This window comes from Comamonas sp. GW821-FHT11H03, from assembly GCF_058807955.1.
Genome location: NZ_JBXARF010000004.1, coordinates 373,346 through 387,571, shown reverse-complemented (window position 1 = coordinate 387,571; position 14,226 = coordinate 373,346). Strand labels below are relative to the sequence as shown.

The window sequence follows — 14,226 nt, the reverse complement described above, 5'->3', positions numbered from 1 at the left end:
GACAACAGCATGACTGCTGAATACAAAGTAGACGGAGCCATCGCCGTCATTACCTTGAGCAACCCGCCGGTCAACGGCCTGGGTCTGGCTACCAGACGCGGTGTGGTTGAAGGTTTGCGCCAGGCCCTGGCGGATGACGCCGTCAAGGCCATCGTCATTACCGGGGCCGGCAAGGCCTTTTCCGGCGGAGCCGATATCACCGAGTTCGGCAAGGAAGATGCCTACCGCGAGCCGCATCTGATCTCGGTCATCCAGCAGCTGGACCTGTCGACCAAACCTTTGATTGCCGCGATTCACAGCGTCTGCATGGGTGGCGGGCTGGAGCTGGCGCTGGGCTGCCACTACCGCATTGCCGCCCCCGGCACGGCTGTGGCACTGCCCGAGGTCAAGCTGGGTCTGCTGCCGGGCGCCGGTGGCACCCAGCGCCTGCCGCGCGTACTGGGTGTGGAAGCCGCTCTGAACATGATCGTCAGTGGCGAGACCGTGATGAGCGAAATGCTGGCCATGCTGCCCGGCCAGAAGCTGTTCAACAAGATGTCTGCATCGGCCGAGACGCTGCTGGCCGATGCCAAGGCCTTGGCGCTGGAGGTCGCTGACGTCCGCCCGCTGCCGCGTGTGCGCGACCTGTCCTGCAAGCATCCCCAGGGCGAGGCCTACTTCGAGTTTGCCGCCACCATGGTGCAGGGCATGTCCAAGAACTTCCCTGCGCCCATGCGCTGCCTGGAAGCCGTCAAGAACGCCACGACCAAGAAATTCGACGACGGCATGGTGGCCGAGCGCGAAGCCTTCATGCAGCTGATGATGACGCCCGAGTCGCGTTCGCTGCGCCATCTGTTCATGGCCGAGCGTGCCGCCTCCAAGATCCCTGACGTGCCCGGCGACACACCGGTGCGCGAGGTCCGGGCCGTGGGCGTGATCGGCGCCGGCACCATGGGCGGCGGCATCTCCATGAACTTCCTGAATGCGGGCATTCCCGTCACGATTCTGGAGACCAAGCAGGAAGCCCTGGACCGTGGCGTGGCGACCATCCGCAAGAACTACGAAGCCCAGGTCAAGAAGGGCAAGCTCTCCGAGCAGAAGTACGAGCAGCGCATGGGCCTGCTGTCCACCACGCTCAACTATGGCGATCTGAAGAATGCCGACCTCATCATCGAGGCCGTGTTCGAGGAGCTGGGCGTGAAGGAGCAGGTCTTCAAGCAGCTCGATGAAGTGGCCAAGCCCGGTGCGATTCTGGCATCCAACACTTCCACGCTCGATGTGGACAGGATCGCCGCCTTCACCAAGCGTCCCCAGGACGTGGTGGGCATGCATTTCTTCAGTCCCGCCAATGTGATGAAGCTGCTGGAAGTGGTGCGCGGCAAGGCCACGGCCAAGGATGTGCTGGCCACGGTGATGAAGGTGGCCAAGAAGATCAAGAAGACGGCCGTGGTCTCCGGCGTCTGCGACGGCTTCATTGGCAATCGCATGATCGAGCAGTACTCGCGCCAGGCCGGCTTCCTGCTGGACGAAGGCGCATCGCCACAGCAGGTGGACAAAGCCATCGAGAAGTTCGGCTTTGCCATGGGCCCGTTCCGCATGGGCGATCTGGCGGGCAACGACATCGGTTGGGCGATTCGCAAGCGCCGTTATGTCGAGAAGCCTGATATGAAGTACAGCGCCAGTGCGGACCGCCTGTGCGAGCTGGGCCGCTTCGGCCAGAAGACCGGTGCAGGCTGGTATGACTATGTGCCTGGCAAGCGGGATGCCATCCCTTCGGAGGTGGTGGCCAAGATGATCGACGAGCACCGCAAGAGTCTGGGCATCACGCCGCGCAAGATCTCCGACGAGGAAATCGTGCAGCGCCTGGTCTTTGCGCTGGTCAACGAAGGCGCGCAGATTCTGGAAGACGGTATTGCCAGCAAGTCCGGCGATATCGACATGGTGTATCTGACCGGCTACGGCTTTCCGCTGTGGCGCGGCGGCCCCATGCACTATGCGGGCGAGGTCGGCCTGTTCAACGTGGTTCAGGCCATGGGTCGCTTTGCCCAGAACCCCAACGACGATGCCAAGTTCTGGCAGCCCGCACCGCTGCTGGCCAAGCTGGCCGCCGAAGGCAAGCAGTTCAGCTAGGCGCGGACGATCTGCCACGAAACACCCAGAATCAAAGGACAGAACATGACATCCGCAGTGATTGTTTCTACCGCGCGCACTCCGCTGGCCAAGAGCTGGAAGGGCGCTTTCAACATGACTTACGGTCCCACCATGGGTGCCCATGCGGTCAAGGCCGCAGTGGAGCGCGCAGGTATCGAGGGTGCCGAGGTCGAGGACGTGATCATGGGCATGTCCCTGCCCGAAGGCACGACCGGCGGCAACGTCGCCCGTCTGATTGCCATGCGTGCAGGTCTGCCGGTCACGACATCGGGTCTGACCATCAACCGCTTCTGCTCCTCGGGTCTGCAGGCGATTGCGCTGGCTGCCCAGCGCATCATCGCGGGCGAGAACGAGGTGCTGGTGGCCGGTGGTCTGGAGAGCATCTCCTGCGTGCAGCCCCATCTGAACTCGCACATGGCCTTCGATCCCGAGCTGACGGCCATGAAGCCCGAGATCTACTGGAGCATGCTGCAGACTGCCGAGCAGGTGGCCAAGCGCTACCACATCAGCCGCGATGCCCAGGATGAGTACGGCGCCTCCAGCCAGCAGAAAGCGGCTGCGGCACAGGCGGCCGGCCTGTTCGAAGCCGAGATCGCCCCCATGAAGACCGTCATGGGCGTGGTGGACAAGGTGCGCGGCATGGTCACCAAGGAGGTGATCGTGAGCAAGGATGAGGGCATTCGCGAGGGCACGACCAAGGAAGGCATCAGCGGTCTGCGCAGCGCGCTGCCCGGCGGGGTGATTACCGCCGGCAATGCGAGCCAGTTCTCCGACGGTGCCGGTGCCTGCGCCGTGGTCAGCGAGGAATACGCCTCGCGCAAGGGCCTCAAGCCCCTGGGCCGTTTCCTGGGCTTTGCCGTGGCCGGCTGCGAGCCTGATGAGATGGGCATCGGCCCCATCTATGCCATTCCCAAGGTGCTCAAGAAGCTGGGTCTGTCGATCAACGATATCGACCTGTGGGAGCTCAACGAAGCCTTTGCCGTGCAGGTCATCTATTGCCGCGACAAGCTGGGCATTCCGGCCGACAGGCTCAACGTCAACGGCGGCGCGATTGCCGTGGGCCACCCCTATGGCGTCTCGGGCCAGCGCCTGACGGGTCATGCGCTGATCGAAGGCAAGCGCCGTGGTGCCAAGCGTTTCTGCGTGACCATGTGCATCGGCGGCGGCATGGGCGCGGCAGGCGTGTTTGAAGTCCTGTAAGCAGGGCTTGGGTCAAGCCGTCTTCTGGCCACCTTGGGTTGGGGCTGGAGACGGCTTTTCTCTCCTCTGGATTTATGAATTTGATAGCTTAAATCGCTTTATTTATAAGCGTTTAAGCCTATTTTTATGGGTAATTTATGCGCCTGCGTTCCACCATTGACTTTCTGCTCTACGACTGGCTGCAGGCCGAAGGGCTGACCAGCCGCCCCCGCTTTGCCGATCATTCGCGCGACACTTTCGATGCGGTGATGGACACCTGCGAGCGCATTGCGCGCGAGAAATACGCGCCCTTCAACCGCACGGTGGATCTGCAGGAGCCGCAGTTCGACGGCGAAAAAGTCATCCTGCCTCAATGCACCTATGAAGCCCGCGAGGCCTATGCCGAATCGGGCATGCTCAGCGCGGCCCAGGACTACGAGATGGGCGGCATGCAGCTGCCCTATACCGTGGAGGCGGCGGCCAACTGCTTTTTCGCAGCGGCCTCCATCAGCATTGGCTCGAACATGCTGACCTCGGGCAATGCCAACGCCATCATGGCCCATGGCACCGAGCGCCAGAAAAAAGTCTTTGCCGCCAACGAGTTCAATGGCCGCTGGGCCGGCACCATGGCCTTGTCCGAGCCGCAGGCGGGCTCGTCGCTGTCGGACATCGCCACGCGCGCAGAGCCCGATGGCATCGAGCATGAGAGCGACGCACTGGGGCCGCGCTATCGCCTCAAGGGCAACAAGATGTGGATCAGCTCGGGCGACCACGAGATGACCGAGAACATCGTGCATCTGGTGCTGGCCAAGATTCCGGGCGCCGATGGCAAGACGATTGCCGGCGTGAAGGGCATTTCGCTGTTCATCGTGCCCAAGAAGCTGGTCGATGCCGAGGGCCGGCTGACCGGCGAGCGCAACGACGTGGCCCTGGCGGGCCTCAACCACAAGCTGGGCTGGCGTGGAACGACCAATACCTTGCTCAATTTTGGCGAAGGCAAATACCCGGTGCGCGGTCAGAGTGGCGGGGGGCTGGACGGCCGCGGTGCGGGCGCCATAGGCTATCTGGTCGGCAAGCCCGGGGAGGGCCTCAAATGCATGTTCCACATGATGAACGAGGCGCGCATCTCCATCGGCATGGCGGCCTCCATGCTGGGCATGGCGGGCTACCACGCCAGCCTCGAATATGCGCAAAGCCGCCCACAGGGCAGGCCCATAGGCGAGGGCGGCAAGGATGCGAGCCGGCCGCAGTCGCGCATCATCGAGCATGCCGACGTCAAACGCATGCTGCTGGCGCAGAAGGCCTATTGCGAAGGTGCGCTGGCCCTGAACCTGCTGTGCGCCAGATTGGTGGACGAGCAGTACACCGGCCAGAGCCAGGAGGCGGCAGAAGCCAGGCTGCTGCTGGAGGTGCTGACGCCGGTGGCCAAGAGCTGGCCCAGCGAGTTCTGCCTGGAGGCCAATTCGCTGGCCATCCAGATCCATGGTGGCTACGGCTATACGCGCGACTTCGCGGTCGAGCAGTACTGGCGCGACAACCGCCTGAACATGATTCACGAGGGCACACATGGCATTCAGGCCATGGACCTGCTGGGCCGCAAGGTTGTCATGGAGGGCGGCAAGGGCCTGCAGCTGCTGGCGGCCCGCATCAACGTGACCATTCAGCGAGCCATGCAGCATGAGAGGCTGGGCACCTATGCCAACCAGCTGGCGCGTGCGCTGGCCGATGTTGGATTAACCACCAAGGCGGCTTGGGCCACGGGCAATCCGCAGGAGGCACTGGCCAATGCCGTGCCCTATATGCAGGCCTTCGGTCATCTGGTGCTGGCCTGGATCTGGCTGGATGTGGCACTGGCCGTACTGGCCATGGACAAGGATCTGGCAATTGCGGCTCATCGCGGCAGCATGGCGGCGCAGCGCTACTTCTTCCACTACGAGTTGCCGCGCATCGGCGCCTGGCTACAGGTGGTGAAGGCGCGCGACATGACCTGCGCAGCGATGGAGGAAGAGGCGTTCTGAGCCTCGCAGCGCTGCAAAAAGGCCCGCGTCAGCGGGCCTTTTTCATGGGGCAGGTTCAGCTCAGGGCTTTTCGCAGTTGCCGCTCATACCCATCATGCCGGACAGCTTTTGAAGGCTGGAGCGCTGCTTCAGGCAGTCCTGATAGCTGGCTTCGGAGGCCTTTTGCTGCGCGACCTGAGTGGCCTTGGCGCGTTCGGCGCGCAGCTGGGCGATGCGTTCGCGAATCTGCGGCATCAGTGCAGTGGCGGCCTTCTCTCCTTCCACAATCGCATGGCTGCGCTGCGCGAAGTCGGCCGGGCCGATGTCCAGCACCTTGGGACGAATGATGATGTCGGCTCGCGCCAGCTCGGCCTGGCCCAGCTTCTGGCCCATGATGGCAATCGACTGATTGAGCGCTCCCAGCATATTGGCCGGAGTCTTGCCGCTGGCCTTGTTGGAGATGTCCACGGCGATCACGATGTCGGCCCCCAGATTGCGCACGGCATCCACCGGCACGGGGCTGACAATGCCGCCGTCCACATAGTGGTACTTGCCGATGGTGACGGGCTGGAACACGCCCGGCACGCTGCTGGATGCGCGCACGGCCTGGCCCACATTGCCACGTGCGAACACCGTGCGTTCACCATCTTCCAGGCGGGTGGAGATGGCGACAAAGGGCTTGGCCATCTGCTCCAGCGGCTTGCGGTGCACCTGTTCGTTGACATAGTCTTCGAGCTTTTGCCCCAGTACCAGACCGCCAGCGGACAGCTGCAGGTCGCGAATCTTGGCCTCGTCCAGGGCCACGGCTTTTTCCTGCAGCTCAAAGGCGTTCATGCCGCTTGCATAGAGCGCACCCACCACGCTGCCGGCGCTGGTGCCGGCCACGAACGAGGGCGTGAGGCCATTGGCCTCGAGCATCTTGATGACGCCGATATGGGCAAAGCCCTTGGCCGCACCGCCGCCCAGCGCCAGGCCGATCTTGATCGGGGGGGCTGATGTGGTTGCGGTGGGCGGCTCGGGTGTCGCTGCGGGGCTGGGGGGATTGCTGCCGCAGGCGGCAAGGCCAAGCAGACTCAAACAGACCAAGGGGCGCAAAAAAACGTTCAGGCGCATGCCGGGAAATCCTGCTGTCATTAGGGCGCAAAGTATAGCGACGGGTGTTTGATGCGTTGACGTACTGGTTTTGATCGTCAAAAAGCATAGCTTTCTGTGCTTGGCTGCAAATGGCTTGGGGCATGTATCCCTTGTTTGGCCTATGCGTGCCGATGCGGCTCTGCAGACAATGTTCTCATCACAAGCAAGTGGCTGGCACGCTCTGACGGCGCGACAGGACGAACGCCTGTCCGCCCTGTCCCTGCCGCAGGCCCGGCCCGATCAAGAGGCAGCAAATGTCGCAAAGCAATACATGGCAGGCCGGCGCCACAACGGCACAGGCCTCGGTCTGGTGGGTGGGCTTCGGCCTGGTAGTGGGAGTGCTGGGTGCGGCGCTGATCAGTCCGCTTTATGCGCTCTATCAGCAAGCCTGGCAGTTGCGGCCCAGCGATATCTCGCTGATCTATGTGCTCTATATGTGCGGCGGGCTGTGCGCCCTGCTGTTTCTGGGGCGCCTGCCTGACCGCATCGGCTTTGAGCGCGTGATGCTGTGCTTCCTGTGCCTGACGCTGGCGGGCACCCTGATCTCCATGCTGGCCTGGAATCTGCCCAGTCTGATCGTCGGGCGCTTCATGGTGGGGGTGTCGTCAAGCCTCATCACCATCAGCGCCACCACGGGACTGACGCTGCTGGCGGCTGACGGAGCCACCCGTCTGCAGCCTCAGCGCGTGGCCATGGTGGCCAGCTTTCTCAATGTGCTGGGCTTTGGTCTGGGTCCCTTGATCGGCGGCATGGCGGGGCAGTGGCTGCCTCAGCCCTTGATGACGGCCTATCTGGTGCCGCTGGTGCTGGGCTGCATCGGTGTGGCGGGCGTTGTCACGCTCAAGCTGCCGGAGTCGGTGCAGCGGGATGCGGGCCAGCCGGGGCAGGCCCCCGGACGTCTGCACTGGCGGGACTGCCTGCCGCGGCTGACCTGGCCTGTGCGCGAGGATTCCCAGGCTTTTGCACTGACCTGCGGCTATCCGTTCGTGGCGTTCGGCGTATTCGGGCTGTATGCCTCCATGGCACCGCTGTTTCTACAGCAGATGATTCCCTTGAGCGGCCCTGTGGTCAGCGGTACGGCCATTGCGGTGATCTTGCTCGTCTCTGCGGGCATTCAGCTGGTGGCTGCGAAATTGCTGCTGCACCGCTGCGGTTTTGCCGGCATGGCGCTGCTGGTGCTGAGCAACGCCATGCTGATGTGGAACCTGCAGATGCGCTCGACGCTGCTGTTCATCTTGGGCGTGGGCTTGACGGCACTGGGGCATGGCATGAGCATGCTGGCCGGCATGACCATGGTGGGCCGTCTTGCCAGGCCCGACAACCGGGCCGGCCTGTTGTCCACCTACCAGACCATAGGTCTGCTCGGCTCCATGCTGCCCATGTTGGCCGTGGGCTGGATCGCCGACCGCTGGAGCATCACGCTGGCCGTGAGCCTGTTTGCCGGTTTCGTCATGCTGTTGGCTACCCTGCTGGGGTTGGCATTTGCGCGCCATCCGCGCATGCGGGAGGCTGTGAACTGAGTGCAGGCTTGCAGCTCGTTTCTGTCAATTACAGAAGATGACTTGTATGAATTAAATGTCACAAATTCGGACAAATTTGTCCTACAGGGATGCGGGAAAAGTTCGTATCCGGGCCAAAATGGTGCCTGGTTACAGTTAACTGTCATGTTTTTGCAAGCATTAAGGGAGAAATCGATATGACCAATATGTTCAAGCGTTCCGCCCAAGTTCTGGCCATTACCGCCTTGGCCTTTGGCTTGGCTGCCTGCGGCAAGTCCGAAGACAACAAGACCGCTGGCCAGAAGCTCGATTCCGCCATTTCCCAGACCGAGAAGGCTGCGGAAAATGCTGGCAGCAAGATTGAAGAAGGTACGGCCAAGGTCGGCGATGCAGCCGCTGATGCATTGGCCAAGGCTGGTGAAGCTACCGGTGCCGCCATGGAAAAGGCTGGCAACAAGATGGAGGAAGGCGCTGCCAAGGCGGGTGCTGCCCTCGATGACGCAGGCATCACCGCTGCCGTCAAGACCGATTTGATCAAGGCCCCTGAAATCAGCGCTCTGCAGATCAATGTGGACACCAAGGGCGGCGCAGTGACCTTGACCGGCACCGTGCCCAGCGAAGCCGTCAAGACCCAGGCCGGCGAGATTGCCAAGGCCGCCAAGGGCGTGACCTCGGTCAACAACAATCTGACCGTGAAGGCTGGCTGAGACCTTTCAGACTGCATCTCGCATGAAGCCAGAGCGCGCAAGCCCTCTGGCTTTTTTGTGGCTGCATGGCACTAAGATCAGGGCATGACCCAAGCCGACCACAAGCTTTCCACCCATCTGATCCACCATCCCTACAAGCCACCCACGGACTTCGAAGGCCCGCAGCCGGCCGTGCACAAGGCCTCGACCGTGTACTTCGAGAATGTGCAGGCCATGCGCGAGCGCCGTTGGCTGGACAAGAGCAGCTACACCTACGGTCTGCATGGCACGCCCACGACCTACGCCCTGGAAGAGCGTCTGGCCTCGCTGGAGGGTGGTCTGCAGTGCCTGCTGGTGCCCAGCGGCCTGGCCGCGATTGCCACGGTGTCGTTGGCGCTGCTCAGGACGGGCGACGAGGTGCTGGTGCCCGATAACGTATACGGTCCCAACAAGACGCTGACCGAGGGCGAACTTGCCCATTTCGGCATTCGCCATCAGTACTACGACCCCATGAGCGTCGGAGACCTGGCGGCCAAGATCACGCCGGCCACCAAGCTGGTCTGGCTGGAGGCTCCGGGCTCGGTGACCATGGAGTTCCCGAATCTCGTCGAGCAGGTGCGCCTGTGCCGGGCCAGGGGCGTGACCATGGTGCTGGACAACACCTGGGGCGCGGGTCTGGCTTTTCGCCCCTTCGACCTGCTGGGCGATGGCAGCCTGGGCGTCGATGTCACGGTCCATGCCCTGACCAAATACCCCAGTGGCGGCGGTGATGTGCTGATGGGCAGCATCATCACGCGCAACCAGCCCCTGCATATGCGCATCAAGCTCGCGCACATGCGCCTGGGTCTGGGCGTGAGCGGCAACGACGCCGAAGCCGTGTTGCGCAGCCTGCCCAGTATCGGCCTGCGCTATCACGCACAGGATCGCTCGGCACGCCAGCTGGCGCAGTGGCTGGCCACCCAGAGTGCTGTGGTGCAGGTCTTGCACCCCGCCATGCCTGACGCCCCGGGCCATGCCTACTGGAAGCAGCTGTGCGGACAAGGGCAGGGCCAGGATGGCGTGGCAGCCGGTCTGTTCAGCGTGGTCATCGACGAGCGCTTCGACCAGGCTGCCTTGGATCGCTTCTGCGACAGCCTGCGCCTGTTCAAGCTGGGTTATAGCTGGGGCGGGCCAGTGAGCCTGGTCGTGCCCTACGAACTGCCCGAGATGCGCAGCCGTGCCACACCCCATATCAAGGCGGGGACCGTGGTGCGCTTTGCCATCGGACTCGAAGATACGAGCGATCTGCAGGCCGATCTGGCCCAGGCGCTGCTCAAGGCCTTTGGTTGATGCTATTTAATGGGAGCTTTAAGCGCTTGTAAATAAACGATTTCAGTATTATTGTTATCTGAAATCAATAGTGGATAGGCGCTATAAGCTCTTGTTTTGATAGTGAAAATGCGGAAGGGCTGACATGCGGGCTTTCCGCAATGCAGATTCAGGGTTGAGCGGGTAACTTGTTCCTGTCAGCTGCCGCCACCGAGGCGCGGCACGGGCGCCAAGGAGGATCTCGCATGCAAGCTTCCCCTGTTTCCGAGGTCAAGGCCGAGTCCGGCAATCTGCAGATTCTGCAGCTGCGCTGGAGCGAGCCCTGGCAATGGCTGGTGCGCGGTCTGGGCGATGTGCGGCGCGCACCCATGATTGCGCTGTTCTACGGCCTGTGTTTCTGGGGCATGGCGCGGCTGCTGGCCTGGGTGTTTCGCGCCAGCCCCGAATATGTGATGTCCATGGCCAGCGGCTGTCTGCTGGTCGGCCCCTTCATGGCCATGGGCCTGTACTACGTCAGCAAGCAGCTGGAGCAGGGCAGGCCCGTGCTGCTGTCGCAGTCCTTGACCTGCTGGGACAAGCATCTGGCCAGCATGGGCATGCTGGTCATGGTGTTGATGGTGCTGGAGATGCTCTGGGGGCGCGCCGCCATGGTGGTGTTCGCCATCTCGTTCGATACCGGCATGCCCAGCACGGCCACCCTGCTGCAGACCCTGGTGCGGCCCGAGAACTGGGAGTTCCTGCTGGGCTACACCGCAGTTGGCGGGATATTTGCTGTCTTGGTGTTTGCCAGCATGGTGGTTTCACTGCCCGCCATTCTCGATCTGGATACCGATGCCTTGACGGCCTGCATCACCAGCATGCGCGTGGTGGGGGCCAACACGGGTGTGATGTTGCTGTGGGGGCTGATCATTACCGTGTTGATCGCGGTCTCGCTGCTCTTCTACAGTACAGGTCTGATCGTCATCGGGCCGCTGCTGGGTTGCGCCAGCTGGCATGCCTATAAAGCCAGCGTCCGCGCCGAGAGCAAGGAGGAAGCTGCTTGAGGCGCAATGAGGGGGAATGTCATGGAGTTCTGGAACTGGTTGAAAAAAGTCTTTACGCCCCAGCCAGGCGCTTCGGGCCACAGCACCGATTCGCAGCTGGCCTGGACTTCGGCGAGCAGCCGCGAAGACGGCAGCGACGTCTTCAACGACAGCTATTTTTGCGGCTCGGGCAGCCACGAGAGTGCCTGCAGCTCGGACGGCGGGGACTGTGGCGGTGATGGCGGAGGCGGCGGCGACTGAGGCCGCGCGGCCGCTGCTTATTTCAGCAGGTGCTTGAGCTTGGGCCAGACATTGGCCAGCATCTGGGGCTGGGCCTGGGCATTGGGGTGAATGCGGTCGCTCTGAAACCATTGCTCGGCGTCCGCAGCATCGCCGATGCCCGACAGCAGAAACGGCACCAGCGGCAGCTTTTGCGTGTCGGCAATGCTCCTGAACATATCGGCAAATTGCTCGGTATATGCCGCTCCATAGTTGGGCGGTACCTGCATGCCCACCAGCAGTACCTGGGCCCCGGCCTCCCTGGCTGCCTTGATCATGACTTCCAGATTCTGCTGTGTGCTCTGCAGCGCCAGGCCGCGCAATGCGTCGTTGCCGCCCAGCTCCAGAATCACGATGCCGGGTTCATGCTGCCTGAGCAGCGACGCCAGGCGCGCTCTGCCGCCGGCCGTGGTCTCGCCGCTGATACTGGCATTGACCACCTTGCGCGGGTTTTTTTCATCACTCATGCGCTGCTGCAGCAACTGCACCCAGCCCTTGCCGCGTGTCAGGCCGTATTCTGCGCTCAGGGAGTCACCAAGCACCAGCACCGGGCCGGGTTTAGCGCCGGCAGCGGCCTTGGCCGGCTCCTTGTTTCTGGCAGGCGATGAGGCTACTGCCGCGCCGCAAGCCCCTGAAATGGCGAGCGCCAGAGCAACAGCGATACAGTGACGGCGCTGCAGCGCAAAGTGCTGGCTGCGACTCTTGACGTTTTTGCTATCCAATTGATTCATGTCCACAACTCTTGCCATTCCTTTGATTGCCGTTGAGCAACTGTCCAAATCGGTGAGCGATTCCACAGGCGTGCTGGATATTTTGCGGGATATCAATCTGAGTTTCACGGCCGGTGAAACCGTTGCCATTGTGGGGGCCTCCGGCTCGGGTAAAAGCACTTTGCTGTCGATTCTGGCCGGCCTCGATACCCCCAGTCACGGCACGGTCCGCCTGCTGGGCCAGGATCTGTTTGCACTCAGCGAGGACGACCGGGCGGCGGTGCGGGCGCAGAAGATGGGTTTTGTCTTCCAGAGCTTTCAGTTGCTGGGCAATCTCACGGCTCTGGAAAACGTCATGCTGCCGCTGGAGCTGGCAGGTCAGCGCGATGCGAGGGCACGGGCTTCGCAGATGATGGAGCGTGTGGGCCTGGGTCAGCGTCTCAATCACTATCCCAGGCTGATGTCGGGTGGAGAGCAGCAGCGCGTGGCCCTGGCGCGTGCTTTTGTGGTGGAGCCGGCCGTGCTGCTGGCCGACGAACCCACTGGGAGCCTGGACTTCGCCACGGGCCAGACCATCATGGAGCTGATGTTTGCACTCAACCGCGAGCGCGGCACGACCCTGATTCTGGTTACGCATGACCGCGAGATTGCGGCGCAATGTGATCGCAGCATCACCATAGAAGCCGGGCGCTCTGTCTGAAAAACAAAAAGGCCTGTGTGATCACAGGCCTTTGGGGATTTTTGCGCTTATCAAATAAGCGCTTGCAGCTATTCAATCAGCAGTCTCTGAGCTCAAGCCTCAGATGCGCGCGACTTCCAGTCCGGCCCTGCGCTCTGCGGCGCGGCAGGCGGCTGCGGTAAACAGCACGTCGGTCGAGGAATTGAGGGCTGTCTCGGTCGAGTCCTGAATCACGCCGATCACATAGCCGACACCCACCACCTGCATTGCCACATCGTTGGGGATGTTGAACAGGCTGCAGGCCAGCGGAATCAGCAGCAGCGAGCCACCGGGTACGCCCGAGGCACCGCAGGCGCAGACCGCAGAGACCACGCACAGCAATATGGCCGTGGGGATGTCCACCGAGATATTGAGCGTATGGGCGGCGGCCAGTGTCAGCACGCTGATGGTGACGGCAGCGCCGGCCATATTGATGGTGGCGCCCAGCGGGATGGAGATGCTGTAGGTGTTCTCGTCGAGCCTGAGCTTCTGGGCCAAGGCCAGATTGACGGGAATATTGGCTCCCGAGCTGCGCGTGAAGAAGGCGGTCACTGCGCTTTCGCGCAGGCAGGTCAGCACCAGCGGGTAGGGATTGCGGCGAGTCTGTGTCCAGACAATGACTGGGTTGATCACCAATGCCACAAACACCATGCAGCCGACCAGCACGGCCAGCAGATGGGCGTAGTCCTTGAGTGCTTCCAGCCCGCCGGAGGAGAAGGTGGCGACCACCAGGCCGAAGATGCCGAAGGGGGCCAGGCGAATCACGCCTTGAATCACGCGGGTGATGGCATGGCCGAAGTCATCCACCATGGTGCGGGTGGTGGGCGTGGCGTGGCGTAGTGCCAGGCCCAACGCAATAGCCCAGGCCAAAATGCCGATGTAGTTGGCGTTCAGCAGTGCATTGGCGGGGTTGTCGAACAGGCTTTGGACGACGGTGCTCAGCACCTGGCTGATCTCGCCGGGAACGCTCTGGACTTTGGGCGCTTCACGAAAGTGAATCACTGAGGGAAAGAGCGCGCTGGCTGCCACGGCCACACAGGCCGCCGCCAGTGTGCCGAGGACGTACAGCCAGAGCACGGGCTTGATTTGCGTTTGCTGGCCGGGGCGGTGGCTGCTGACGGCCGCCATGACCAGCAGCAGCACCAGAACCGGCGCGACAGCCTTGAGCGCGGCGATGAACAAGCTGCCCAACAGGGAAACCGGCTGGGCGGCAGCGGGCCATAGCCAGGCCGTCAGGCCGCCCAGAATCAGGGCAATCACAATCTGCAGCACCAGGCTGGTGCGGTTGAACCAATCGAGCAAGGCGTTGAGCATGCTGGGTATTTGTTATGGGATTGGAGGGAGATACAAGCACGCAAGCCTGCCTCATGCAGGACATGAAGAGGCTGTTGCGTGAATGCAGGGGCAACAGGCTCAAGCCTGTTGCCAGTCGTTCTGGGTGGCAGTGGAGCTTCATGTAAAGACTCGCACTCGGCAAAAGCCATGCTGGTGCTGCCTGATGAGCCGGTGCCTTGCCCGTTGGGGGCGCAGTGTAGCGGCAATGGAAAACCTCAGCTGTCAGCCC

General features: G+C 62.4%; 12 protein-coding genes. 9 read left to right on the top strand and 3 right to left on the bottom strand.

What is annotated here, in order from left to right; all coding sequences use genetic code 11:
• Positions 1 to 9: 9 nt before the first annotated feature.
• The 3 genes from AC1RTQ_RS12275 (at position 10) to AC1RTQ_RS12265 (ending at position 5,327) form a co-directional block, all read left to right on the top strand.
• Positions 10 to 2,109, top strand: a complete 2,100-nt coding sequence (locus AC1RTQ_RS12275) for a 3-hydroxyacyl-CoA dehydrogenase NAD-binding domain-containing protein (protein ID WP_492876058.1) — start codon at positions 10 to 12, stop codon at positions 2,107 to 2,109.
• A gap of 45 nt (positions 2,110 to 2,154) precedes the next feature.
• Entirely contained in the window at positions 2,155 to 3,330 is a 1,176-nt protein-coding gene (locus AC1RTQ_RS12270) for an acetyl-CoA C-acyltransferase (protein ID WP_492876056.1), read from the top strand.
• 137 nt (positions 3,331 to 3,467) lie between these two features.
• Complete coding sequence (locus tag AC1RTQ_RS12265; RefSeq protein WP_492876055.1) at positions 3,468 to 5,327, top strand: acyl-CoA dehydrogenase; 1,860 nt, start codon at positions 3,468 to 3,470, stop codon at positions 5,325 to 5,327.
• Between the two features lie 60 nt (positions 5,328 to 5,387).
• Here the strand turns inward: AC1RTQ_RS12265 and AC1RTQ_RS12260 are convergent, their stop codons facing one another.
• Complete coding sequence (locus AC1RTQ_RS12260; RefSeq protein WP_492876053.1) at positions 5,388 to 6,419, bottom strand: patatin-like phospholipase family protein; 1,032 nt, start codon at positions 6,417 to 6,419, stop codon at positions 5,388 to 5,390.
• A gap of 275 nt (positions 6,420 to 6,694) precedes the next feature.
• Here AC1RTQ_RS12260 and AC1RTQ_RS12255 point away from each other — a divergent pair, with 275 nt between their 5' ends.
• The 5 genes from AC1RTQ_RS12255 (at position 6,695) to AC1RTQ_RS12235 (ending at position 11,216) form a co-directional block, all read left to right on the top strand.
• A complete protein-coding gene (locus AC1RTQ_RS12255; protein WP_492876051.1) occupies positions 6,695 to 7,960 on the top strand; it encodes an MFS transporter in 1,266 nt (421 codons plus the stop codon).
• 176 nt (positions 7,961 to 8,136) lie between these two features.
• Entirely contained in the window at positions 8,137 to 8,646 is a 510-nt protein-coding gene (locus tag AC1RTQ_RS12250) for a BON domain-containing protein (RefSeq protein ID WP_492876049.1), read from the top strand.
• Between the two features lie 84 nt (positions 8,647 to 8,730).
• Entirely contained in the window at positions 8,731 to 9,954 is a 1,224-nt protein-coding gene (locus AC1RTQ_RS12245) for a PLP-dependent transferase (RefSeq protein WP_492876047.1), read from the top strand.
• 224 nt (positions 9,955 to 10,178) lie between these two features.
• Positions 10,179 to 10,976, top strand: a complete 798-nt coding sequence (locus AC1RTQ_RS12240; RefSeq protein ID WP_492876045.1) for a DUF2189 domain-containing protein — start codon at positions 10,179 to 10,181, stop codon at positions 10,974 to 10,976.
• Positions 10,977 to 10,997: 21 nt separating this feature from the next.
• Positions 10,998 to 11,216, top strand: coding sequence for a hypothetical protein (locus AC1RTQ_RS12235; protein ID WP_492876042.1), 219 nt, complete (start codon positions 10,998 to 11,000; stop codon positions 11,214 to 11,216).
• Positions 11,217 to 11,233: 17 nt separating this feature from the next.
• Here the strand turns inward: AC1RTQ_RS12235 and AC1RTQ_RS12230 are convergent, their stop codons facing one another.
• Entirely contained in the window at positions 11,234 to 11,965 is a 732-nt protein-coding gene (locus AC1RTQ_RS12230; RefSeq protein ID WP_492876040.1) for an arylesterase, read from the bottom strand.
• On the opposite strand from AC1RTQ_RS12230, the gene AC1RTQ_RS12225 reads away from it, so the two are divergent.
• Entirely contained in the window at positions 11,964 to 12,644 is a 681-nt protein-coding gene (locus tag AC1RTQ_RS12225; protein ID WP_492876037.1) for an ABC transporter ATP-binding protein, read from the top strand. The genes AC1RTQ_RS12230 and AC1RTQ_RS12225 overlap by 2 nt on opposite strands.
• A 99-nt stretch (positions 12,645 to 12,743) precedes the next feature.
• Here the strand turns inward: AC1RTQ_RS12225 and sstT are convergent, their stop codons facing one another.
• The gene (gene sstT / locus AC1RTQ_RS12220; protein WP_492876034.1) at positions 12,744 to 13,976 is read right to left on the bottom strand and encodes a serine/threonine transporter SstT; all 1,233 of its coding nucleotides are present in this window, start codon (positions 13,974 to 13,976) and stop codon (positions 12,744 to 12,746) included.
• Positions 13,977 to 14,226: the final 250 nt, after the last annotated feature.

What these genes read in the sequence shown, in the direction of transcription:
- AC1RTQ_RS12250 (WP_492876049.1), top strand. Translation starts at nt 8,137, where the DNA reads ATGACCAATATGTTCAAGCGTTCCGCCCAAGTTCTGGCCATTACCGCC.
- AC1RTQ_RS12260 (WP_492876053.1), bottom strand. Translation starts at nt 6,419, where the DNA reads ATGCGCCTGAACGTTTTTTTGCGCCCCTTGGTCTGTTTGAGTCTGCTT.
- AC1RTQ_RS12255 (WP_492876051.1), top strand. Translation starts at nt 6,695, where the DNA reads ATGTCGCAAAGCAATACATGGCAGGCCGGCGCCACAACGGCACAGGCC.
- AC1RTQ_RS12230 (WP_492876040.1), bottom strand. Translation starts at nt 11,965, where the DNA reads ATGAATCAATTGGATAGCAAAAACGTCAAGAGTCGCAGCCAGCACTTT.
- AC1RTQ_RS12235 (WP_492876042.1), top strand. Translation starts at nt 10,998, where the DNA reads ATGGAGTTCTGGAACTGGTTGAAAAAAGTCTTTACGCCCCAGCCAGGC.
- AC1RTQ_RS12245 (WP_492876047.1), top strand. Translation starts at nt 8,731, where the DNA reads ATGACCCAAGCCGACCACAAGCTTTCCACCCATCTGATCCACCATCCC.
- AC1RTQ_RS12270 (WP_492876056.1), top strand. Translation starts at nt 2,155, where the DNA reads ATGACATCCGCAGTGATTGTTTCTACCGCGCGCACTCCGCTGGCCAAG.
- AC1RTQ_RS12240 (WP_492876045.1), top strand. Translation starts at nt 10,179, where the DNA reads ATGCAAGCTTCCCCTGTTTCCGAGGTCAAGGCCGAGTCCGGCAATCTG.
- AC1RTQ_RS12265 (WP_492876055.1), top strand. Translation starts at nt 3,468, where the DNA reads ATGCGCCTGCGTTCCACCATTGACTTTCTGCTCTACGACTGGCTGCAG.
- sstT (WP_492876034.1), bottom strand. Translation starts at nt 13,976, where the DNA reads ATGCTCAACGCCTTGCTCGATTGGTTCAACCGCACCAGCCTGGTGCTG.
- AC1RTQ_RS12225 (WP_492876037.1), top strand. Translation starts at nt 11,964, where the DNA reads ATGTCCACAACTCTTGCCATTCCTTTGATTGCCGTTGAGCAACTGTCC.
- AC1RTQ_RS12275 (WP_492876058.1), top strand. Translation starts at nt 10, where the DNA reads ATGACTGCTGAATACAAAGTAGACGGAGCCATCGCCGTCATTACCTTG.